General features: G+C 68.8%; 21 protein-coding genes. 11 read left to right on the forward strand and 10 right to left on the reverse strand.

The window, feature by feature from the left end; all coding sequences use genetic code 11:
• Positions 1-45: 45 nt before the first annotated feature.
• Both DMB86_RS11130 and DMB86_RS11135 read left to right on the forward strand, forming a co-directional pair.
• Positions 46-1,530 (forward strand): class I adenylate-forming enzyme family protein, encoded by a 1,485-nt coding sequence (locus DMB86_RS11130; RefSeq protein WP_113717876.1) that lies wholly within the window; start codon positions 46-48, stop codon positions 1,528-1,530.
• Positions 1,511-2,773 (forward strand): thiolase family protein, encoded by a 1,263-nt coding sequence (locus DMB86_RS11135; protein ID WP_113717877.1) that lies wholly within the window; start codon positions 1,511-1,513, stop codon positions 2,771-2,773. The genes DMB86_RS11130 and DMB86_RS11135 overlap by 20 nt, the downstream gene beginning before the upstream one ends.
• Here the strand turns inward: DMB86_RS11135 and DMB86_RS11140 are convergent.
• From DMB86_RS11140 to DMB86_RS11155, 4 genes are all read right to left on the reverse strand, one after another.
• Positions 2,757-5,738: a hypothetical protein gene (locus DMB86_RS11140; RefSeq protein WP_113717878.1), complete on the reverse strand. Its 2,982-nt coding sequence runs from the start codon at positions 5,736-5,738 to the stop codon at positions 2,757-2,759. The two genes, DMB86_RS11135 and DMB86_RS11140, sit on opposite strands and share 17 nt — an antisense overlap.
• A 144-nt stretch (positions 5,739-5,882) precedes the next feature.
• Positions 5,883-6,533, reverse strand: a complete 651-nt coding sequence (locus DMB86_RS11145; protein WP_113717879.1) for an energy-coupling factor transporter transmembrane component T family protein — start codon at positions 6,531-6,533, stop codon at positions 5,883-5,885.
• Entirely contained in the window at positions 6,533-7,252 is a 720-nt protein-coding gene (locus DMB86_RS11150) for an energy-coupling factor ABC transporter ATP-binding protein (protein ID WP_418202270.1), read from the reverse strand. Before DMB86_RS11150 ends, DMB86_RS11145 begins: the two co-directional genes overlap by 1 nt.
• Positions 7,249-7,896, reverse strand: coding sequence for a biotin transporter BioY (locus DMB86_RS11155; protein WP_113717880.1), 648 nt, complete (start codon positions 7,894-7,896; stop codon positions 7,249-7,251). The genes DMB86_RS11150 and DMB86_RS11155 overlap by 4 nt, the downstream gene beginning before the upstream one ends.
• A 136-nt stretch (positions 7,897-8,032) precedes the next feature.
• Here DMB86_RS11155 and DMB86_RS11160 point away from each other — a divergent pair, with 136 nt between their 5' ends.
• Positions 8,033-9,631 carry an ABC-F family ATP-binding cassette domain-containing protein gene (locus DMB86_RS11160; protein ID WP_113717881.1) on the forward strand — a complete coding sequence of 533 codons (1,599 nt, stop codon included), beginning with the start codon at positions 8,033-8,035 and terminating at the stop codon, positions 9,629-9,631.
• An 18-nt stretch (positions 9,632-9,649) separates the two neighbouring features.
• Here DMB86_RS11160 and DMB86_RS11165 read toward each other — a convergent pair whose 3' ends face one another.
• From DMB86_RS11165 to DMB86_RS11180, 4 genes are read right to left on the reverse strand one after another with little or no spacing between them, the layout of a single operon-like run.
• Positions 9,650-10,141: a YbaK/EbsC family protein gene (locus DMB86_RS11165; protein WP_227878325.1), complete on the reverse strand. Its 492-nt coding sequence runs from the start codon at positions 10,139-10,141 to the stop codon at positions 9,650-9,652.
• A gap of 50 nt (positions 10,142-10,191) precedes the next feature.
• Entirely contained in the window at positions 10,192-11,085 is an 894-nt protein-coding gene (locus tag DMB86_RS11170) for an SURF1 family cytochrome oxidase biogenesis protein (protein ID WP_113717883.1), read from the reverse strand.
• A gap of 3 nt (positions 11,086-11,088) precedes the next feature.
• Positions 11,089-11,307: an acetone carboxylase gene (locus DMB86_RS11175; RefSeq protein ID WP_227878326.1), complete on the reverse strand. Its 219-nt coding sequence runs from the start codon at positions 11,305-11,307 to the stop codon at positions 11,089-11,091.
• Between the two features lie 11 nt (positions 11,308-11,318).
• Positions 11,319-11,804 carry a DUF3099 domain-containing protein gene (locus tag DMB86_RS11180; protein WP_227878327.1) on the reverse strand — a complete coding sequence of 162 codons (486 nt, stop codon included), beginning with the start codon at positions 11,802-11,804 and terminating at the stop codon, positions 11,319-11,321.
• 120 nt (positions 11,805-11,924) lie between these two features.
• On the opposite strand from DMB86_RS11180, the gene DMB86_RS11185 reads away from it, so the two are divergent.
• Complete coding sequence (locus DMB86_RS11185) at positions 11,925-12,659, forward strand: beta-ketoacyl-ACP reductase (RefSeq protein WP_113717885.1); 735 nt, start codon at positions 11,925-11,927, stop codon at positions 12,657-12,659.
• A 43-nt stretch (positions 12,660-12,702) separates the two neighbouring features.
• On the forward strand, positions 12,703-13,443 hold the full coding sequence (locus DMB86_RS11190; protein WP_113717886.1) for an SDR family oxidoreductase: 741 nt from the start codon (positions 12,703-12,705) through the stop codon (positions 13,441-13,443).
• Positions 13,444-13,483: 40 nt separating this feature from the next.
• Here the strand turns inward: DMB86_RS11190 and serB are convergent, their stop codons facing one another.
• Complete coding sequence (gene serB / locus DMB86_RS11195) at positions 13,484-14,389, reverse strand: phosphoserine phosphatase SerB (protein WP_113717887.1); 906 nt, start codon at positions 14,387-14,389, stop codon at positions 13,484-13,486.
• 110 nt (positions 14,390-14,499) lie between these two features.
• Between serB and DMB86_RS11200 the strand changes: the two genes are divergently transcribed.
• The 6 genes from DMB86_RS11200 (at position 14,500) to DMB86_RS11225 (ending at position 19,319) form a co-directional block, all read left to right on the forward strand.
• Positions 14,500-15,285, forward strand: coding sequence for an ABC transporter ATP-binding protein (locus DMB86_RS11200; protein ID WP_113717888.1), 786 nt, complete (start codon positions 14,500-14,502; stop codon positions 15,283-15,285).
• A 52-nt stretch (positions 15,286-15,337) separates the two neighbouring features.
• A complete protein-coding gene (locus DMB86_RS11205; protein WP_113717889.1) occupies positions 15,338-16,153 on the forward strand; it encodes a TrmH family RNA methyltransferase in 816 nt (271 codons plus the stop codon).
• A gap of 9 nt (positions 16,154-16,162) precedes the next feature.
• Complete coding sequence (locus tag DMB86_RS11210; protein WP_113717890.1) at positions 16,163-16,621, forward strand: peroxiredoxin; 459 nt, start codon at positions 16,163-16,165, stop codon at positions 16,619-16,621.
• 128 nt (positions 16,622-16,749) lie between these two features.
• On the forward strand, positions 16,750-17,004 hold the full coding sequence (locus tag DMB86_RS11215) for a type B 50S ribosomal protein L31 (RefSeq protein ID WP_113717891.1): 255 nt from the start codon (positions 16,750-16,752) through the stop codon (positions 17,002-17,004).
• A 171-nt stretch (positions 17,005-17,175) separates the two neighbouring features.
• The gene (locus DMB86_RS11220) at positions 17,176-18,237 is read left to right on the forward strand and encodes a lipoate--protein ligase family protein (RefSeq protein WP_113717892.1); all 1,062 of its coding nucleotides are present in this window, start codon (positions 17,176-17,178) and stop codon (positions 18,235-18,237) included.
• Positions 18,216-19,319 carry a tellurite resistance/C4-dicarboxylate transporter family protein gene (locus tag DMB86_RS11225; protein ID WP_113717893.1) on the forward strand — a complete coding sequence of 368 codons (1,104 nt, stop codon included), beginning with the start codon at positions 18,216-18,218 and terminating at the stop codon, positions 19,317-19,319. The genes DMB86_RS11220 and DMB86_RS11225 overlap by 22 nt, the downstream gene beginning before the upstream one ends.
• Here the strand turns inward: DMB86_RS11225 and pepN are convergent.
• The gene (gene pepN, locus DMB86_RS11230; RefSeq protein WP_472239149.1) at positions 19,316-22,003 is read right to left on the reverse strand and encodes an aminopeptidase N; all 2,688 of its coding nucleotides are present in this window, start codon (positions 22,001-22,003) and stop codon (positions 19,316-19,318) included. The genes DMB86_RS11225 and pepN overlap by 4 nt on opposite strands.
• Positions 22,004-22,010 lie beyond the last annotated feature (7 nt).

A 22,010-nucleotide genomic window follows, 5' to 3' on the forward strand; every position in this document is an offset into this window, starting at 1 on the left:
CGCCGTTTTTCGACATCTGCTGCGGGCCAGTTTAAGATGGGGCCAATGCCCTTCATTGACCAGCTGCAGCACTGGGCCCGCGCGGATCCGCACCGGGCCGCCGTCGTGGTCGGCACGCAGCGGCTCAGTTTCGCCCAGCTCGTGGAATCCGCCACGGCCTTTCCGGCCCCGCAGTCAGGTGGCGGCGCGGCCTTGGCCGTCATTGACGAGCCGGACGGCACCGCGCTGGCTGCACGCTTTGTGGGTGCCGTGGCCGGCCACGGCGTGGCGGCCGTGCTGGACTCAAGCTGGCCGCGGGGACTGAAGGCGGCCATCACGGACCGGGCGCGGGCATGGGCCGCGGGCGAGCCCGCACCTCCGGCCACGCAACCGGGCTTCGGCGACGGCACGCCGCGCTCAACGTTCCTGCTGGGCCTTTCCTCCGGGACGAGCGGTGTGCCCAAGGCCTTTACGCGGTCGCGCCAGTCGTGGCGGGCCTCCTTCGTTGCGAGTGCCCCCTACTTCGGCGTCACCGCGGAGGACGTCACGCTGGCCCCGGGCCCCATGGCTGCGAGCATGAACCTCTATGCCCTGGGCGAGGCCCTGTTCACGGGCTCCACCTTTGTGGCCCTCCCGGAGTTCAGCGCCGATGTGGCCCTTCGCTCCGTCACGCACGACGGCGCCACCCGCCTGGTGCTGGTCCCCACCGTTTTGGCCCTGCTGGCCCGGCGCGGACTCGAGACGGGCCAGGGGCCGGGCGGGCTCACCTCGATTGTGTGCGCCGGCTCGGCACTGCCCGCGGACGTGGTGGAGCTGGTCCGGCAGTGGGCGCCCCGGGCCAGGCTCTTCCAGTACTACGGCGCGTCCGAGCTTGGCTTTGTCGCGGCGTCGGAGGCCGGTGACCGCATCGGGCCGGCCGGCGGTGAAACGCCGCAGGAACAGGTGTGCGCCGGCCGCCCATTCCCGGGGGCGGACGTTTCCGTCCGCGGACCCGGAGGGCTGCCGGCATCCGTGGGGGAGTGTGGCAGCATCTACGTCCGCGGGCCTTATGTCAGCAACGGCTATGCCTGGGGCGACGACGGCCTCGCCTTCAACGTGCTGCCCGGCGGCGACGCTTCCGGCGGCCCCTGGTACACGGTCCACGACCAGGGCTTCCTGGACGGCTCCGGCAGGCTCCATGTGGTGGGACGGGCGTCGGACATGATCGTCACGGGCGGCGCCAACGTCTACCCCCAGCAGGTGGAGGCGGACCTGGAGGCCGACGCCGGCCACGGCACCGTGGTGGTCACGGGCGTGCCTGACGCCGTGCGCGGACAGCGCGTGGTGGCCGGACTCATCCCGGGCGCGGGCCGGCGGGGCGAGGCCCCCCAGACGGCCGGACAGCTGCTGGCCGCCTGCCGCCGGAGGGCGGCCGCCCTCCCGGCGCACCAGCGCCCCACCCGCTACTACGCCCTGGCGAAACTGCCCCTGACCGGCAGGGGGAAGGTCAGCCGCACCCTGCTGCAGGCCTGGATCGGCGAAGGGGACGCCCGTGCGCAGCGGATCCACTGAGGTCGACACCGCCGACGCGGCCGAACCAGTCGTCGGGCCCGACGACGCCCGCACGCCGGTCATCATCGCCGCCCGCCGGCTGGCAACAGCGAAGGCGGGCGGCGCCTACCGCAAGCTGCGCGTCCACGAGCTGGCGGCACCGGTGCTCCGGGCGGTCCTGGACGATTCCGGGGTGCCCGCGGCCGACGTCGACGACGTCATCCTGGGCAACGCCACCGGCGGCGGGGGCAACATGGCGCGGCTGGCTGCGTTGACGGTGGGGCTCCCGGACGCCGTGCCGGGCCTCACCGTGGACCGCCAGTGCGCGTCCGGGCTGGAGGCGGTGGTGCTGGCCTGCCGCCTCATCCAGGCCGGTGCGGGGGAGCTGTACCTCGCCGGGGGAGCCGAGAGCATCAGCACGGCCCCGGCCCGCGCCCACCGGCTGGACGGCGGCGGCCTGGAGTTCTATGACCGGGCCCAGTTCGCCCCGCTGGCATCGGGGGACCCGGACGCGGGAGTGGCCGCCGAAAACGTGGCAGCCCGGTTCGGCATCAGCCGCGAACGTCAGGACGCGTATGCGTTGGGGAGCCACCGCAGGGCCTGCGCCGCGGCGGACAACGGCGTGTTCGACCGGGAGATGGTGCCGCTGGCCGGGCTCAGCGCCGACCAGGGGCCGCGCAGGACGCTGACCCCGCGGCTCATGGCCCGCTTTCCCGCGGCCTTCGTGGACGGCGGGACCGTCACGGCGGGGAACTCGTGCCCCTACAGCGACGGTGCCGCGGCCGTCGTCGTGACCACGCTGGCGAAGGCGCGGCGCCTGGCGGCGCACGGCCTCGTGTTCCGGGGGAGTGCGGCAGCCGGGACGGGTCCCTCGTTGATGGGGGTGGGCGCCGCACACTCCACCCTGGCCCTTTTGCAGTCCCTGGGAACCGGCCCGGCAGGGCTGGCGCGGGGGCTGCTGGAATTCAACGAGGCCTTTGCCTCCCAGGTCCTCGCGTGCGCCGGGCTGCTGGGCATCGACCCCGCAGCCTTCAACCGCGACGGCGGCGCCCTGGCCCTGGGGCACCCCTACGGGGCGTCGGGCGCCGTGCTCGTCACGAGGTTGTTTGCCCAGTCACTGGCGCGCGGTGAATCCGGACTGGGCGGGGTGGCCATGGTCAGCGCCGCGGGCGGCATGGGCGTCAGCGCCGCCTTCGAGTGGCGCGCCTTCCGAGACCCGCATGGGGGCGGGGATCCGGCGTGGACCGTCAGGCCCGCACGATGATCCGCACGACGTCCGTGGGTCGGAGCCGGGGAGAGAGAACAGCCAGGTCGACCCGATCGCGCCGGGCCCGCAGGAGCAGCTTGGCGAGGTCCGGGTCCCGCGTGACGTAGCGGTGTCCGTCGCAGCAGCCGGCGATGGCGAAGCCCTCAATGCGCCCGTGGCAGTCGAAGACGATCTCCGCGACGCGCCCGGAGTGCTCGACCAGGTCGCCGCATGGTTCCTTTTGGCGCGGAGGCACGCCGGACGGAGACGGGAGGATTGACCCCGGGTTGCCCCCGAGTCCTGCTACACGGCCGGCGAGATAGTCGACGTAGCGTTTCAGGACCGGATGCCAGCGGTCGCCCGGCGGGAGCTGGCCCAGCCGCCACCGCATGATGGCCAGGGTGTTCTCCTCGGGCAGGAGCATGGATGTGGCGGTGCCCACCGGAATCTTGACCGAGAACGTCCCGATGACGTAGCGCCACGTCGTTCCGGCGCGGACGGGACGATGCTCGCCGCCGTCCTCGCGGCCCTTGGGGAACTCGATCACCCGGTTGGCCTTGTTGCCCAGCCGCCGCACGACGACGTCGAACTCGTCGCCCGTGTGCACGGTGGTCGGCAGGTCGAGCGTGAGCAGGCCCGCGAGGTTCTCGCCGGCCCGGGCGGGAATGGGCACATAGGTGACGCCGCCGGTCACCTGGCAACGGATCGTGTGCGGATCAGCCACCGTGAGCCCGTGCGCCGGGTGGGCAGCCGAGGCAAGGTCGACGACGTCGCCGGCGTCGACCTGTGGCCAGAAGATCGATGCGGTGCTGCCGGAGGGGATCCGGCCCCAATCGATCATCAACTCGTCGACCCCGTCGATTGCCCCGAGCGGGCTGGGCCGCAGGTCGAAGGTCTGCGGAATGCGGTGCGCGGACGCGGGACCGGGGTTGTCGGAGTGCGTCACCTGCAGGTTGCGCTGCGCGAGCTTGTCCGAGCCCTCCGGGGTCGCCCCGGCGAAGATCGGCGCGCCGTCGAAGGCGATCTGGGCGACCAGGCAATGGTGGGTGCCGTTGAGCCAGCCCTGCACCGGCCGGCCGTCGATGACGTACGACGCGTCGTAGATGTTCAGGAAGCACCCGAAGTACGCCCACACGCTGTCCTTGCCGGTGGGGATCACGACATCCCGGGTATTGGCGCCGCCGGTGCCGTAGTCCGTGTTCGCCCCGAGGTTGCCCGACGCGAAGAACGGCAGCGTCGTATGCCCCGCCCCAAGCTGCGGTGAAGCGGGAAGGCCGTTCGCATCGGTGGCGCTCGGATAGGTCGAGCCCGTCTGGTAGTCGGTGTCGGCCGTCTGGGAGGACCAGAGCCGGAAGAAGGTGCGCACCCCGTTGGCGGCGCCCGCGGGGCCCGAGGACCCGCGGAGCCGCACGCGCGCCACGGCGAACTGGTAGTTGCTGTGCACCTGGGGCGGGAAGTGGCCGAAGTCGACGGTGAAGGGGGTCACCGACGAGTCGCCGCTCAGGGCGGCGGCCTGTCCCGGGAGCACCGTGGCGAAGGGGTCGCTCCCGGCGGGGTCGGCATACGTCGCGTTGAGCCAGGTGAGGAGCCGCTGGGCGTAGTCGTAGGCCCCGGCCGGGTTGTCGGCCAGGAAGGCCGGCCCGCCGGGAACGGGTGTCCCGTCGGCGGCCGGCGTCGCCGTGAACACGCGCAGGTCCTGGCTCAGGTAAAACACGTTTCCCTGCGCCGGGTCGATGTTGGTGAAATAAGGGTCGGCGCCGGCGACGAGCTCGAACAGGGTCGACGTGTCGGTGGAGGGCACCTTGGTGCCGTCGGTGGCGAGGTACGCGTCCAGCGGGTACGTCTGGCTTCCGGCGCTTGGGAAGTGCGTCAGCGACTGGGCTGAGAAGGTGATGTCGAATGCCACCCTGATCCGCTGCTGCTGGTCGGGTTGCGCGGCGTTTTCGAAGTCGACGGCGCCGTTCGCCGCGATCGTGACCCCGGGGATGCCGGCGAAGGGTCCCGTCGGTGTCGGCACCGAGGCGTGCAGCGAGCCGAAGGTGGTCTGGCTGAAGCCCTCGACGACGAGCCAGAACGCGTTCTCCGCCTTGCCGCCGTTGGTGTTGATCAGGTCCTGGACCTCGTCCCTGCCGAACGTGTCCTTGTCGACCCAGAAGGACACCGTGCCCAGCGGAAGGATGCAGGTGTTGTCCGACTTGCTCCAGTAGCTCTGGACCGAGCAGGTGACGCCGTTCATGTCGACGGTGGCAAAGTCGTTGTTGCACGTGTCACCGATCTCGTCGTTCGTCACCGTGGTCCCGTCCGGGTTCGTGCCCTGGACGAGGATGCTGTTGTTCGAGGTGTCGACGTCAGGGTTGGTGCAGGCCTCGACGAGTTCGTGCGAGAACACCTTCGTCACACAATCGTGGCCCGTGAGCGAGCCGGTGTTGTCCACCCAGGCGTAGTACGCGGTGTTGCCGTTGTACGTCAGGCTCTGGTGCTGGCCGGCGAGCCCGCTGTTGCTGTTGCTGACTCCCTGGGGTGCGATGACCGCGTAGAAGCGGTTGTGGCCGGCGGCCGGCTGCGGCATCGAGCTGTTGTTCGCGAAACGGGCCTTCAGCATCGCCACGACGTCGGCGTCGGTGTAGCCGTTGGCCGGGCTCGTGCCGTCGAAGATCTCACTGTAGATGACGCTGCCCTGGCCCACCCCGCGGTATTGGCCCAGGCCGCTCATGTACGGCCCCGTCACGATCCCCCGCATGGCCTGCTCGTACTGGTCCCGGGACGGGGACGGCGGTGGCGTGGCACTCCAAAAGCTGCCCCAGAAAATGATGATGACCTCGACGCCGGTGAGCACGCGGCCGCCCTTGTCGTCCGTGCTCGTGACCGTGTAGTCCGGGCTGAACGTCAGGTCGCCGCCCACCGGCCCGGTGCCGGGCTCGACCTTGCGGACGATGCCCCGCAGTGCGGCCCCGCCGTCTTCGAATTCGCTGTTTGCCGTCATCGCGCACCCCGCCCCTGTGTCCACCGCCGCCGACCCTGCAGAGGTGTCTTGTCCGGCATGATACAACTGATGGACGGGACAGTACAGGGGCCGCGGCGGGTTTTTGGCGGCCACGGGGAGGCACCGCGTGGGCGCCGGGCGGTGCTAGTCTTCAGCCAGGTCGGGGTCGCCCAGGCCGCGGGCCGACAGAGCCTCGCCCGTGGCCCGTGCGTAGCCGACGGTGGCAATGACCACGGGCAGCGACCGGGCCAACAGGTTCCGTTCGAGCCCACGGGCCCGGGCGGCGTCGCGGACGTCGCTGAACGCGCCGATCACATAAGGGATGCTGCGCAGCATGAGCGCCACGGTGAGCGAGAAACGTTCCGGATCCGCGCCAAGCCGCTCCAGCGGCCGCACGCCGGCTGCCAATCCGTCCAGGAGCTCATCCACCGGCGTCGTGGCCGTGAGGATGTTCGATGCCAGGACCGTGGCCACAATGGCTGCCACCACCTGCCAGGCCACCACGGCCCCGTGCTGCCACCACTGGTAGGCGGCAATGAGCACCAGGAACACCAGCATGAGCCTGATGGCACGCCACAGGCGCCTCCACGGCAGCCCTGCCAGGGCGTGCCCCAAGACCACCAGCAGCAGGACGGCCGTGGTGGCGGCCGCCCCGGCAGCCACGGAAATGGCGGGGGAGGCCAGGCACAGCACGGCAACCGCCAGCAGCAGCACCGCCTTGGGCCACAGGGGAAGACGATGGACGGGAGAATGGCCCGGGATGTACCCGGCCACCAAGTGGGCGTGGCCGCGCATCAGGCCACCAGGGCCCGGTACCGGTCCACGGCGTACCCGGGCGGGCCGTCAAAGGCGATGCCGCCGTCGTCCACCACCAGCACCCGCTCGCAGCTGGCGGCCAGGTCAAGGTCGTGGGTGGACATGATCACCTGCTGGGGCAGCCCGGCCAGCAGTTCACGCAGCATCCGCGTGTTGCGCAGGTCCAGCAGCGTGGAGGGTTCGTCCAGCACCAGGATGGCGGGCTCCACGGCCAGGACCGCGGCCAGCGCCACCAGCTGCCGCTCGCCGCCGGAGAGCTCGTAGATGCTGTTGGATGCCAGGTGCGCCAGGCCGTATCCGGCAAGCTGGTCCAGCGCCCTTTGCCGGCGCTCCCGCTTGGGCAGCTTGAGCCGGCGCAGCGACAGCTCGACATCCTCCACCGGCGTGGGCATGACCAGCTGGGACAGGGGATCCGTGAATACAAAGCCCACCGTGCGGCGGACCGCGGCCCCGTCCAGGGCAGTGTCCAGCCCGTTGACCCGCACCGTTCCGGTGCTGGGGAGCACCAGGCCGTTGAGGAGGCGCAGCAGCGTGGACTTGCCCGAACCGTTCGCCCCGATGACGGCGATGCGCCGCTGCGCCAGTTCCAGGTCCAGCGGCTTCAGGATGGTCTTGGGGCCGTCACCGCCCGCCCCGTCCGGCGGAATGCTGACCCCGGCGGAGGAGAGCACAATCGCGTGGCGTGGTGGGTTGTTCACCGGCGGCGGCGCACCAAAAGGTCGGGGAAGGCCCGGTGCAGGCTCAGCGCGATGGCGACGGCAATGACGTTCTTCAGGATGTCGCCGGGGAGGAAGATGACGTCTGCGCCGGCCGCCGCGGCCAGCCCCATGCCCTTGAGGGCGAGGCCGAGAATGCCGCAGAGGTGGATGACCACCATGCCGGCGAGGGCGGCACCGAACAGGGCAGCGCCGCGGAAGCGGCTGCGCACGGCCCACACGGACAGCAGCCCCACCACGGCTGCGCCGAAAATGAAGCCGATGATGTAGCCGGCGGATGGGCTGGCCAGCACGGCCGGGCCGGCCCTGAAGCCGCTGAAAATGGGCAGCCCCACCAGGCCCAGCAGAATGTACAGGCCCACGGCGGCGGTGCCGCGGCCAAAGCCCAGCACCAGCCCGCACAGGCTGACCACCAGGGTCTGCAGCGTGATCGCCACGCCAAGCGGGCCCACATTGATTCCCGGCACGGCGATGGAGGCGGCCAGCAGCGCCGCGAAGACGGCAACGAGTGAGAGGTCCACGGCGCCCCAGCGTTGGCGGCGGACCGCCCGGCCGGCGGTGGAGGCGGTCTGCGTCGTGCCCTTGGCCGGCCCGTCGAGGGCGTGCGGCCGTGATGTTCGATTCATTGTGCGTGACTTTCCTCGCGACGGGACGTGGTTGGCCCCGGACGTCGTTAGACTGGATAGGTTGCGCAGCGTGTGCCCAACCGCCGGCGGTGTGCGTTTTGCATCACCTGCCCCCCATATGTGAAAGGTTACTACGTTGATTACGGTCCAAGACCTTGAGTTACGCGCCGGGGCGCGCCTGCTCATGGACGAAGTGTCATTTCGGATCGACAAGGGTGACAAGATCGGCCTGGTGGGGCGCAACGGTGCCGGCAAGACGACGCTGACCCGCGTGCTGGCCGGCGAGGGCCTGCCCGCCGGCGGCAAGGTCACCCGCAGCGGCGAGATCGGCTATCTGCCCCAGGATCCCCGCACCCCCGACATGGAGCAGCTGGCGAAGGACCGCATCCTGGCCGCCCGCGACCTGGACAAGGTCATCACGAAGCTGCGCGCGGCAGAACATGACATGGCCAGCGAGGACAACAACGTCCGGGACAAGGCCATGCGCCGCTATGACCGGCTCGAGCAGGAGTTCCTGGCCGGCGGCGGCTACGCGGCCGAGGCCGAGGCAGCCGCCATCTCCTCCAACCTGGCCCTGCCGGAGCGCATCCTCAACCAGCCCCTGAAGACGCTCTCCGGCGGACAGCGGCGCCGGGTGGAGCTGGCCCGGATCCTGTTTTCCGGCGCCCAGACCATGCTCCTGGATGAGCCCACCAACCACCTCGACGCCGACTCGATCGCCTGGCTGCGGGACTTCCTCAAGAGCCACCAGGGTGGGCTGATCGTGATCAGCCACGATACCGAGCTGCTCGAGGCCACGGTCAACAAGGTGTTCCACCTGGACGCCAACCGGGCCACGATCGACCAGTACAACCTGGGCTGGAAGAAGTACCTGGCCCAGCGCGAGACGGATGAGCGGGCCCGGCGCCGGGAACGCGCCAACGCTGAAAAGAAGGCCGGCGTCCTCATGGACCAGGCCAACAAGATGCGCGCCAAGGCCACCAAGGCCGTGGCCGCGCAGAACATGGCCAAGCGCGCGGAACGGCTCCTTGCGGGTCTGGAGGACGTCCGCGCCCAGGACAAGGTCGCCGCACTGCGCTTCCCGGACCCGTCACCGTGCGGCAAGACCCCGCTGATGGCCGAGGGCCTGAGCAAGTCCTACGGTTCGCTGGAAATCTTCACCGACGTCAGCCTGGCGATCGACCGCGGCTCCAAGGTGGTCATCCTGGGCCTCAACGGTGCCGGCAAGACCACGCTGCTGCGCATGCTGGCCGGCGTCTCCCAGCCGGACACCGGGGAGATCATCCCCGGACACGGACTCAAGGTGGGCTACTACGCCCAGGAGCACGACACCCTGGACGTCACCCGGACGGTGCTGGAAAACATGCGCGCCTCCGCCGGGACCATGAACGACGCCGAGGTGCGCGGCATCCTCGGTTCCTTCCTGTTCTCGGGGGACGACGTCAACAAGCCCGCCGGGGTGCTCTCCGGCGGCGAAAAGACGCGCTTGGCCCTGGCCACGATTGTTGCGTCCTCGGCCAACGTGCTGCTGCTCGATGAACCCACCAACAACCTCGACCCGGCCAGCCGCGCCGAGATCCTGGGCGCCCTGAAGAACTACAGCGGCGCCGTCGTCCTGGTCAGCCACGACGAAGGTGCCGTGGAGGCGCTGGACCCCGAACGCGTGGTCCTGCTGCCCGACGGCGACGAGGACCTCTGGAGCCGGGACTACCTGGACCTGATCACGCTGGCATGAGCCCCAGCCGCTCCACCCTCAGCGGACGGCCGTTGGCACGGCTCCGGTGACCCGTGCCAGGTCCGCATAGCTGATCGACAGCATGGCCTGGTGGCTGCCGGCCCCGGCCCACAGGACGGGATGGCGTGCCAGCTCCGTGTCCAGGAAGGTGCGGATCGGGCGGGGGTGGCCCAGCGGGGCCACCCCGCCCACCGGCTGTCCCGCGTGTTCGAGCACAAAGTCGGCGGTGGCGCGGGTGATCTTCGGCAGGCCGTGTTCGCGGGCCACGCGCTTCACGTCCACCTTGGCGGCGCCACTGGCCAGGATCAGCAACGGCTCGCCGCCGCACTCAAAGATCAGGCTGTTTGCGATGGCGGCCACGTCGCAACCCAGGACTGCTGCCGCGGTCGCGGCCGTTGCGACCTTGTCGCCAACCACCACCACCGTGTCAGGCAGGCCGGCGGCCAGCAGCGCCGCCCTGACGTTTTCGACGACGGGGTCCACGGTTTCTGCGTTCACATCGGTAGTCACACGGCCCAGTCTATGACGCCGCCAGCCGGCATTGGCGGCCGCCACAGGCGCTAAAAGCCCTGTGAATCCAGAAGCGCGTCCTCTTCCTCTTCGGCCGTGGGGCGGGCACCGGGCTTGCGCACCTTCCTGGTGGGCCGCGGGTGGAACGCCGAGCCGCGTCCATAGACTTCCTCGACAGGGACGCCGGATTCCGCGGCTTCCATCGCGTCATACTCGTCGTTGCGTCGCTGCATGCGCGCTGCATAGCCAAAGCCCACAAACGCCAGGACGCCAAAGCAGATCCACTGCAGCGCATAGCTGAGGTGGGAGCCCGGATCGATGGACGGTGCGGGGAACGGGGTGGGATTGACGGCGGCGGCGGGTGACTCGCTGGCCAGCTGGCCGTACGCGCCGGTCTTGATCGGGTAGCTGAGCTGGGAGGCATAGTCGTTCAGCTCGATGGAGGCGATCTGCCCGGCGGGCGCACCGCGATCCAGCTTGGGCTCGGGCGGCCTCAGCCTGGCCACCACCGTCACCTCGCCGGACTGCGGCTGGGGCACGGAATCCGGGTGCCCGGGAACCTTGTTGCCAATGGGCAGCCACCCGCGGTCGATGATCACCGTGTCGCCATTGTCCAGCTTCAGCGGCACCAGGACCTCGTAGCCGGGCGCGCCGTTCAGGGGCCGGTTGCGGACCACCCGCTGGTCCGCCGTCAGGTAGGTCCCCCTCATGGCGACCGGCGTCCATTCCTTGGCGGCGTCCAAGTGCTCGAAGTTGCCTTTCAGCGACTGGTAGGCCACCGGGGCTGCCGAATAGTTGGCCGTGATCTTGGCGATGCCGGCCATGGTGTCGTTGTTTCGGTTCATCTGCCAGTTGCCCAGTGCCACACAGGCAATGGCAAATACCACGGCCACCACGAAGTAGCCGGCCCACTTGCTGGAAAAAAGGAACTTGTACGTTTTCATGGATCAGGCGGGTCCCTCGGATGTCATGGGCAGGGTTTCCTTCCACAGCGACCGCTCCTGGAGGTAGTCCTGGAGCCAGGTGGCGTGGTCGTCGCATGCCAGCCAGACCTTGCGCCGTTCCGGCGCGTGGATTTTGGGGTTGTTCCACAACAACCGGGTTGTGGCCGTGTTTCGGCACCCCTTACGGGAGCAGATCGCCTCCGCCGGATCGGGTACGGTCATGCCCAACACGTTCATTGCCGCTCCCCGTCTGATGGTCCGGTGTCGCCGGAGCCGTCAGCTTGCCCTGGCGTGGCTCCGTGCGGCTGCTCTTCCGGATCATCGTCGGCCAGTTCCCCTTCGAGCACCACGGGGGACCCGTCGTCGTCCTCCGGGAGGTCCCCGGAGAGTTCAAACAGGGGGGCCGCATCCAAAAGGGCGGTGTTTTCCTGGTGGTTGGTGTCCGAGCCTCCGTTGGCAATGACCACCGCAATCCACGGCAGCACCACGGCGCCCACCATGGGCACCAGCTTGAACCAGCCGTCAACCACAAAGATCAGAGCGATGCACACCATGCGGATTCCCATGGCAAGGGAGTACTTGACGAGCCTTCCGTGCATTTCCTGGCTGTGGGCCTCTTGCGCGTTGGTGATGGACTGCACTTCGGGAACGGCGGCACTGTGCCGGTACTGTTTCCTGTGCGGGGTGCCGTAGGACGGCATGGCTGACTGGTCTTTCATCACACTCCAAGGGACGTTTTCATTCTCTCACTGCCGTTGGGGACAACCAAAAGCGAAAGTGGGTCGGGGGTCCGCTTTCACCGTAGGATTCAATGCGAGCTAAAAATCTTGGAGGAATACATGACTGCACCAGCAAGTGCACCCGGCCAGGGCCGCAGCGTCCTGGTCACCGGCGGAAACCGCGGGATCGGCCTCGCCATCGCGAAGGCGTTTGTGGCCAACGGGGACAAGGTCGCCATCACGTTCAGGACACCGTCGGAACTGCCCGATGGCGTTCTCGGCGTGCAGGCGGACGTGACGGACGCGGCCTCGATTGATGCCGCCTTCACGGAGGTTGAAACCGCCCACGGACCCGTCGAGGTGCTGGTGGCCAACGCCGGGATCACGAAGGACACCCTGCTGCTGCGCATGAGCGAGGACGACTTCACCTCGGTGGTGGACACCAACCTCACCGGGGCGTTCCGCGTCATCAAGCGCGCCTCCAAGGGCATGATCCGCCTCCGCAAGGGACGTGTTGTGCTGATCTCCTCGGTCGTGGGCCTGTACGGCTCCCCGGGTCAGGTCAACTACGCCGCCTCCAAGGCCGGGCTCGTGGGCATCGCCCGCTCGCTGACGCGGGAGCTGGGCTCCCGCGGGATCACGGCCAACGTCGTGGCCCCCGGCTTCGTCAGCACCGACATGACCGGCGCCCTGCCGGAGGAGACCCAGAAACAGTACCTCTCCAGCATCCCGGCCGGCCGCTTCGGTTCGGCCGAAGAGGTCGCCAACGTGGTCCGCTGGGTCTCCAGCGACGAGGCCGCCTACATCTCCGGAGCGGTGATCCCGGTCGACGGCGGACTGGGCATGGGCCACTAGGCCCCGCACTTCACGCCACCATTTGAGAAACGAAGGAATGTTTATGGGAAAGCTTGACGGAAAGACAGCAATCGTTACAGGATCCTCACGGGGAGTGGGAGCCGACGTGGCCAAATTCCTCGCCGCGGAAGGCGCGGCGGTGGTGGTCAACTACCGCCAGAAGGCGCCGCGGGCCAACAAGGTGGTCGCCCAGATCACCGAGGCCGGAGGCCGCGCGGTGGCCGTCGGCGCCGATCTGACCACGCAGGAAGGCGTGCAGTCGCTGGTCAGCGCCGCCATGGAGAACTACGGTTCGCTGGACCTGGTGGTCCTCAACGCCTCCGGCGGCATGGAAAGCGGCATGGCGGAGAACTACGCGCTGAAGCTCAACCGCGACGCCCAGGTCAACCTGCTCAACGCGGCGCTGCCCCTCATGAAGGCCGGGTCACGTGTGGTGTTCGTCACCAGCCACCAGGCCCACTTCATCGAGACCGTGCCCACCATGCCCGAATACGAGCCCGTTGCCAGAAGCAAGCGCGCCGGCGAGGACGCGCTGCGCGCCCTGATCCCCAACCTTGCCGAAGAGGACATCTCGCTGGTGGTGGTTTCCGGCGACATGATCGAAGGCACCGTGACGGCGACCCTGCTGGACCGCGCCAACCCGGGCGCCATCGAGGCCCGCCGTGCCGAGGCCGGCCGGCTGTACTCCGTGGCCGAGTTCGCGGCGGAAATCGCCACCATGGCCACGGCCGACGTCGAAACCGGTCACACCGAGTACGTGGGCGGCGCCGACTACTTCAAGTAGGCCCGCCGGCGAGCGGGCGGGCCCTCCGCCCCGGGAGTCGCTACTCGCCGGGGATCCCGGCCAGGACCAGCGCCACGTCCAGGTTGGGCAGGTTGATCTGCGCGTCCGCGACGGCCCGGACCGCCGGCTTGGCGTTGAAGGCCACACCGAGGGCCGCGGCCGCCATCATGTCCAAATCGTTCGCGCCGTCGCCGATCGCCATGGTGGCGCCCTGGCCGATGCCGGCCTTGGCGCTCCAGGCCCGCAGCGAGGCGGCCTTCGCGGCACGGTCGACGACGGCGCCGGAGACCTTGCCGGTCAGCCGGCCGTCGATGATTTCCAGGTCGTTGGCCAGGGCAAAGTCCAGCCCCAACTTCGCGGCGAGCGGGGCAAGGATTTGGGAAAACCCGCCGGAAACCGCCGCCACGGTGTGCCCGGCGGCCTTGGCCTGCGTCACCAGCCGCTCCGCTCCCACCGAGAGCTTGACCTTGCGGCCGACCTCGGCCAGCACGCTCTCCGGCAGCCCGGCCAGCGTCGCCACGCGGTGGTGCAGGCTCTGCGCGAAGTCCAGCTCGCCGCGCATCGCCGCCGCGGTCACCTTCGCCACCTCGGCCTCCGTGCCGGCGTGGGAGGCCAGCAGTTCGATGACCTCCTGCTGGATCAGCGTGGAGTCGACGTCCATGATGATGAACTTCCGCTCCGCCGTCCGCAGCGTGTCCGGCACGACGGCGGTGTCCACGTTCTCGACCGGCGCGGCGGCGAGGGCCGCGCGCAGGCGGGCAACGGCGTCGCCCTTGTCACTTCCAACCGAGGCCAGGGCAAAGGTGGCACAGTCAAAGCCGGGGTGGCTCTCGCGGGACTCCGCGCCCACCTCGAACCCGTTGGCCGCCAGCACGGAGCGGACCTGGCGGAGGGAAGCATGGGGGAGCGTCGGGCCGTAGCTGACCGCGGTAAAAGTGGAGGGCATGGGCTGATTCTATCCAAGGGCGCCTCCGCAGGGCGCACCGCCCGCACCCGCCGCCCGGTTCACGCGCGCGGTTCGCGCTGGCTGGCCCGCGTGCCATAGGCTCATTGCTTATGAGTGAAGTCTTGGGTTTGGCCGGTGTCAGCGTGGTCCGCGGCACCAAAACATTGTTGGATTCCGTCGATTGGCGCGTGGCCGACGGCGAACGCTGGGTGGTCCTGGGGCCCAACGGGGCAGGCAAGAGCACGCTGTTGCAGATCGCGGGGGCGCGCATGCACCCCACGCGCGGGGTGGCGGGCATCCTGGATGAAGTCCTGGGCGCCGTCGACGTGTTCGAGCTGCGTCCACGGATCGGCTTGGCGTCCGCCACGCTGGCCGGCCAGATACCGGAGCACGAAAAGGTCCTCAACGTGGTGGTCACGGCGTCCTACGGCGTCACCGGCCGCTGGCGCGAGGCCTACGAGCGCGACGACGAGCGGCGCGCCTTCCGCCTGCTTGAGGACTGGGGCATGTCCACGTTCCTGAACCGCCCGTTTGCCTCGCTCAGCGAGGGGGAACGCAAGCGCGTCCAGATTGCCCGCGCCCTCATGAGCGACCCCGAACTGCTGCTGCTCGACGAGCCCGGAGCCGGCCTTGACCTGGCCGGCCGGGAAGACCTGGTCCGCCGCCTCGGTGAACTGGCGGCCGATCCGTTTGCACCGTGCACCGTGCTTGTCACCCACCACCTGGAGGAAGTCCCCCCGGGATTCACCCACGCCCTGCTGCTGCGCGACGGCGGCATCGTGGCACAGGGTCCCATCGACACCGTGCTGACGGAAGAACACCTCAGCGCCACGTTCGGCCTGCCGCTCACCGTCACCCGCAACGGCGGCCGCTACGCGGCAACGGCACGCCACTAGCGGTGCTGCCATCGTCAGTGCCCGGCCGCCCGGGAGCGGGGACTACCGGCGCATGATCATCCAGCTTGAGGATCCGGCCGATCCGCGGGTCAGCGACTACACCTCCCTGACCGACGTCCAGCTGCGCAAGGTCCGCGAACCCGCCGAAGGCATGTACATCGCCGAAAGCTCGCGGGTCCTGCGCCGCGCGCTGGAGGCCGGACATGTGCCCCGTTCGTTCTTCATGGCGCGTAAATGGCTGCCGGAGCTCGCGGACGTCATCGACGCGCACCCGGACGTCCCCGCCTTTGTGGGCACGGCGGGCATGCTCGAGGACATCACCGGCTTCCACCTCCACCGGGGGGCCATGGCCGCCATGCAACGGCCTGCCGCTGCGGACATTCCCACCCTGTTGGCGGATGCACGGCGCGTGGCCGTCCTTGAGGACATCGTGGACCACACGAACATCGGCGCCATCTTCCGGTCCGCAGCGGCCCTGGGCGTGGATGCGGTGCTGGTCAGCCCGCGCTGCGGCGACCCGCTGTACCGGCGCAGCATCCGGGTCAGCATGGGCGCCGTCTTCCAGGTGCCCTGGGCACGCCTGCCGGCATGGCCGGAGGGCATGGACATGCTGCGGTCGGCCGGATTTACGACGGCGGCCCTGGCACTGAAGCCCGATTCGCTTTCCATCCAGCAACTTGCCGCCCGCCACGATGAAAGGCTCGCGCTCATCCTGGGCACCGAGGGCGAAGGGCTGGGTGCCCAAACGGTGGCGGACGCGGACCACACCGTCATGATCCCCATGTACGCCGGGGTGGACTCGCTCAATGTCGCGGCCGCCAGCGCGGTGGCCTTCTTCGCCACCCAGGCGGCCGGCACAGGCGGGTAGGCTGGCAGCATGAAAATTGGCGACGTGGTGGCGGACTTCGAACTGCCGGACCAGCACGGCACGCCCCGGAGGCTCTCCGCACTTGCCGCCGGCGGGCCGTTGGTCATCTTCTTCTACCCTTTGGCCGGCAGCGGCGGCTGCACCCGGGAGGCCTGCCACTTCCGGGACCTGGAGCCGAAATTTTCCGCCGTCGGCGCCTCGGTCGTGGGCATCAGCACCGATTCCGTGGAAAGGCAGCTGGCCTTCGCCACGGAAAACCACTTCGGCTACCCGCTCCTGAGCGACGCCGGCGGGCAGGTCACGGAACAGTTTGGCGTGCGCCGCCACCTGCTGGCAAGGACCCTGCCCACCAAGCGCGCCACGTTCATCGTGGACCCGGCACTGGTGGTGCGCTTCCAAAAATCCAGCGAGACAAACATGGACGTCCACGCCGACGGCGCCCTTGCCGCGCTGCGCACGCTTGGCTGAACCTGGCGGCGCGTCCGGGTCCGGCTTGGAATAAACGCCCTGCAACCGGTAAAGTTTACAGCTGGCCCGTGTGGCCATAACATTCATCAGTCTGGCAAAAACCAGACGATCACATTCAGAGGTAAACCGTGAAGCAGAACACCCACCCCAAGTACGAAGCCATCGTCTTTAACGACCTGGCCTCCGGTACCAAGTTCCTGACGCGCTCCACCGCGAAGTCGAACAAGACCATCGAGTGGGAAGACGGCAACACCTACCCGGTCATCGACGTCGAAATCTCCTCCGAGTCGCACCCGTTCTACACGGGCAAGCAGCGCATCATGGACAGCGCCGGGCGCGTCGAGCGGTTCAACGCCCGCTTCGCAGGCTTCGGCAAGAAGTAAGCGCTTCTTCTTTTCGGTTTCATCCAAGGTTTTATCCACGGCAGGCCCGCACCGCCCGGTGCGGGCCTGCCGTGCTTAAATCCAGGGTCCAATCCCGGCGCGTGATTCCACGGCCACCCAGCGTGGCGCCAGGTTTTGCGCCACCGGCGCATTAGTTGGGAAACTAAGGTCATGGCAACGCACATGCACGGTGAATACAAGGTCCACGGCGGCAAACTGGTGGTGGTGGACTTGGATGTCGCCGACGGGAAGCTCGCGGACGTCTCCGTCAGCGGCGACTTTTTCCTGGAACCTGACGAGGCCCTGGACAGCATCAACGGCGCGCTGACCGGGTTGGCCGCCGACGTGGCGGCACCCAAGCTGGCCGCCGCCATCACCGCGGCCCTGCCGGACGGCGTCGTCCTGTTTGGATTTTCGGCCCAGGCCGTGGCCGTGGCCGTACGGCGCGCCTTGTCCAAGGCCACCGGCTGGCTTGACCATGAATGGGACATCATCGGCCCCACGGTCCTGCCCACGGCGGTCAATGTGGCCCTCGACGAGGTATTGTCCGAGGAGGTCGGCGCCGGGCGGCGCAACCCAACGCTGCGCTTCTGGGACTGGAACGAGCCTTCCGTGGTGATCGGCAGCTTCCAGTCCGTGCGCAATGAGCTGGACCCGGCCGGCGTCGAACGGTATGGCATCAACGTGGTGCGGCGAATCAGCGGCGGCGGGGCCATGTTCATGGAGGCGGGCAACTGCATCACCTATTCGCTCTATGTCCCGCAGAGCCTGGTGGACGGTCTCAGCTTTGAAGACTCCTACAAGTTCCTGGACAGCTGGGTCATGGCCGCGCTGGAATCCATCGGTGTGGAGGCCTTTTACGTGCCCCTGAACGACATCGCCACCGACCAGGGCAAGATCGGCGGCGCCGCCCAGAAGCGCCTGAGCAACGGCGGCCTTCTCCACCATGTCACCATGAGCTATGACATCGACGCCGACAAAATGGTGGAAGTCCTGCGGATCGGCCAGGAAAAACTCTCCGACAAGGGGACCCGCTCGGCCAAAAAGCGAGTTGATCCCCTGCGGCGGCAGACGGGCTTGGCGCGGCGGGAAATCCTGGAACGCATGATGGAGACATTCACGGCACGCTACAGCGCATCCCGGTCGGAGCTGACGGAGCACGAACTGGCCGAGGCCGCCCGCCGCGTGACCACCAAGTTTGGCACGCCGGCATGGCTCAACAGGATCCCGTGAGCGGCGCCGGCGCCGTGCGGCCCGACACGTCGGCGCCGCTGTCGCTGATGAGGAGCTGGTGGCGCGGCCAGCCCCCGGCGGCCTTCGCCTTCGTCATGGCAACGGGCATAGTTTCGGCGGCGCTGAAGGATGCGGGCTGGGGCCCGGCCGGGACGGTGCTGCTCTGGCTCGCAGCGGCCGGGCTGGTGGTGCTCACCATCGGCCTCGCAGGCAGGCTTTCCATCGGACGCACTGCCGCTGTGGACGCTTTCCGCAACCCGCACGCCGGCTTTGGCTACCTGACGATGGTCGCCGCCATGAACGTGGTGGGCGCCGGCTTCCATGACAGCCATCCCACCGTCACCTGGATCCTGGGCATCCTCAGCTTTCCGCTGTGGCTGTTTCTGGCCTACGGCATTCCCCTGTCCATGATGTTGCGCACGGAAATGGGGGACATCCAGCGGCCCCGGCTGTTGCCCGTGGACGGCACCTGGTTCCTGTGGGTGGTCTCGACGCAGTCGCTCTCCGTTGCCGCCGCCACGCTGGCCGTCGCCGACACGTCCATCCGCCTGCTCAGCGACCTGGCCGTCGCCTTCTGGGGCATCGGCATCATGCTGTACCTGGCCCTGACCACCCTGGTGATCCTGCGCCTGTTGACCGGCGGCGAAAACAGGGGCGGCATTGTCCCGGCCAACTGGATCTTCATGGGCGCCACGGCCATCACGGTGCTGGCCGGGTCCATGATCCTGCACCTGCCGGCCGGTGTCCCGGTGCTGGAGCTGGCCGCCCCGACGGTGGGCGGCATCAGCTACCTGCTGTGGGCCTTCGGCCTGTGGTGGGTGCCGCTGCTGGTGGCGTTTGGCGTCTGGCGCCACATTGTCCGGCGCGAACCGCTGAAATACACCACGGCCCTGTGGTCGATCGTGTTTCCCCTGGGCATGTTTGCCGTGGCCACGTACCACTTCGGGAATGAGAACGGCATGCCTTTGGTGGCATTGCTGGGCCGGTGGGCCAACTGGATCGCCGCGGGCACGTGGCTCCTGGTGGTGGCCGGGATGGCCGCCACCGCGGTGGCCTTCCTCCGCCGGACGCCAGGCAGCTAAGACCCGGCGGCTGCCTGGGCGGCAAGGGCCCGCACCAGGTGGTCGCGCTGTTCCACCAACAGGCGGCGGAGTCCCGCAGCCGAGTCGGCATTCTCTGCCAGCCAGACATCAGTGCGCACCACCACCGGGTGGGCCGCCGGATCCATCCCGGGCTCCAGGTCCTGACGCGCCGGGTAGAGCCCGCGCACAATCCGCCCGGCTATTTCAATGCTGCGTTTGTCCCAGACGTCCGCCAGCACCGCGAAATACGGTTCCACGTAGGCGTCAAGCAGTGCATGGCTGCCTGCCATGAAGCCCTCGATGGTGGCGCTGAGGAGCTCGTTGGTCAACGCCGTCCCCACCACCGCGTCCTCCCAGGCCGCCGCTTTGGCGTCCTCCGCAGGCCGGGCGGCGACCGCAGTGGTCCGGGCCGACCGTGTTTCCGCGGTGGTCTTGCGCGCCAGTTCCCCGTCCAGCTCGGCCACGGTTGCCTCTCCGCGTGCCGCCAGCGCTTCCCACAGCAGCCAACGCAGCCCGCTGTCGACTCCCAGCCCGGAAGGGACGGCCTCCGCGGCCAGCAGTCCCCGGATCCTTGCCGTGGAGGCGTCGCTGCCACGGCCCAGCAACGCGAAGGCCCGCGCCCAGACCAGCTGTTCGTCGCTGCCCGCCGCCGCCTGGTCCAGGTGGCGTTCGACGGCGGCCAACAGTTCCGCCTGGACCCGGCCACGCGTTCCGGGCGGGCAATAGTTTGCGGCAGCAAACCGCGCGTTGTCCGCCAGCGTCTGCAGGAGGGCGATGTCGGGCTCGCCGGCGGCGTGACGGCACACGGCCGTCACATAGCTGCTGGCGGGCAGCTGCGCATCACGGACGGCATTCCACAGCGAAGACCACACCAGGCTGCGGGCCAGCGGGTCCTCAACGACGTCCACCGACGCCAACGCGGTCTTAAGGGACGTAGGATCAAGCCGCACCTTTGCATAGCTGAGGTCCTGGTCGTTGACCACTATCAGCGCCGGCTCGGGCAGGCCTGCCAGCGAGGCCACGTCCGTCACGTCCCCGGCCACGTCGACGGCCGCCGAATGGGTGCGGACCAGCCGTCCGACGTCGTCCGTGGACGTGCCAAAGTTGAACAGGCCCACCGAGAGCCGGTGTGGGCGCAGGGCGCGACGGCCCGTGGTGGGATCCACGGCCTCCTGGGCGATGGAGAAGGACGTGATCAGCCCGTCCGCCGCCGTGAGCGTGGGCGTGAGCGTGGAGATGCCGGCGGTCTTGAGCCAGCCGGCGGCCCACTGCGCCAGGCCGCGGCCCGACGCCGCCTCCAAGGGCGCCAGCAGGTCCGTCAGGGAGGTGTTGGAATATTCGTGGGTGCGGAAGTATTCCCGGGAGCCGGCCATGAACGCGTCCCGGCCCACGTAGGCCACCAGCTGCTTGAGCACCGAGGCGCCTTTGGCATAGGTGATGCCGTCAAAGTTCTGCTTGGCCGCCTCAAGGTCCGGGATGTCAGCGACAATGGGATGCGTGGTGGGCAGCTGGTCCTGGACGTAGGCCCAGGCCTTGCGGCGGCTGGCGAAGAGCGTCCACGACTTGGCCCCCCAGCCGGTGGCGTCGGCGACGGCCAGGTGGCCCATGAAGTCGGCGAAGGATTCCTTCAGCCAGAGGTCGTCCCACCAGCCCATGGTGACCAGGTCGCCGAACCACATGTGCGCCATCTCGTGCATGATGGTGTTGGCCCGCTGCTGGTACTCGGTGTCGGTGGCGCGGGAGGTGTGGACGTAGGCCTCGGTGAACGTCACGAGACCCGGGTTTTCCATGGCGCCAAGGTTGTATTCGGGCACGAATGCTTGGTCGTACTTGCCGAAGGGGTAGGGGTAGTCAAAGAGTTCGTTAAAGTACGCCAGCCCCGCCTTGGTGACCGCGAAGATGGGATCGGTGTCGAAGTGATCCGCCAGGGAGGCGCGGCAGTAGGCGGTCAGCGGGATCTCGAGGGACTTTCCGGCATGCGCGCTGTCCGTGCCGAACACCATGCTGAAATGGTCAGAGACTTTAAAGTACGGCCCGGCCAGGATGGTGGTGATGTACGTGGAGATCGGCAGCGTGGGCGCAAAGTCCCAGCAGGCGGACGCGGACCCGGACCCGTCGCCAAAGGCGGGGTCGCCAGGCCTTGCGTCGCCAGGGGCGACGTCGGCACGGCCGGCCACCGGCTGGTTGGATGCGACTTCCCACTGCGCCGGGGCCGTGACGTGGAAGGTGAACGGCGCCTTGAGGTCGGGCTGCTCAAAGTTGGGAAAGACGCGGCGGGCGTCTGCGGGCTCGTACTGCGTGTAGGTGTAGACCAGGCCGTCCGCCGGGTCCTGGAATCGGTGCAGGCCCTCGCCGCTGCGGGAGTAGGCGGCGGTGGCCCTGACGGTGACCTCGTTCTCCGAAGCGAGTCCGGGCAGCGCGATGCGGGCGTCCTGAACCACCTTCCCCACGTCCAGTTCGCGGCCGTTGAGCATCACGGATTCCACCTCCAGGCCGATGAAGTCCAGGAAGGTTTCCCCCCCTTCGACGGTGGAACTGAAGGTGATGGTGCTTTGCGTGGCAAACCCGGGCTCGTCCAGTTTCGGGGCATTGCTGATGTCCACGCGGACGTCGTAGGCATGGACGGTGACCAGTGATTTGCGCGTGGCTGCTTCGGCACGGCCCAGGTTTGAATTCGACACCATTTCATTC

The organism is Arthrobacter dokdonellae (assembly GCF_003268655.1).
Lineage (GTDB): Bacteria > Actinomycetota > Actinomycetes > Actinomycetales > Micrococcaceae > Specibacter > Specibacter dokdonellae.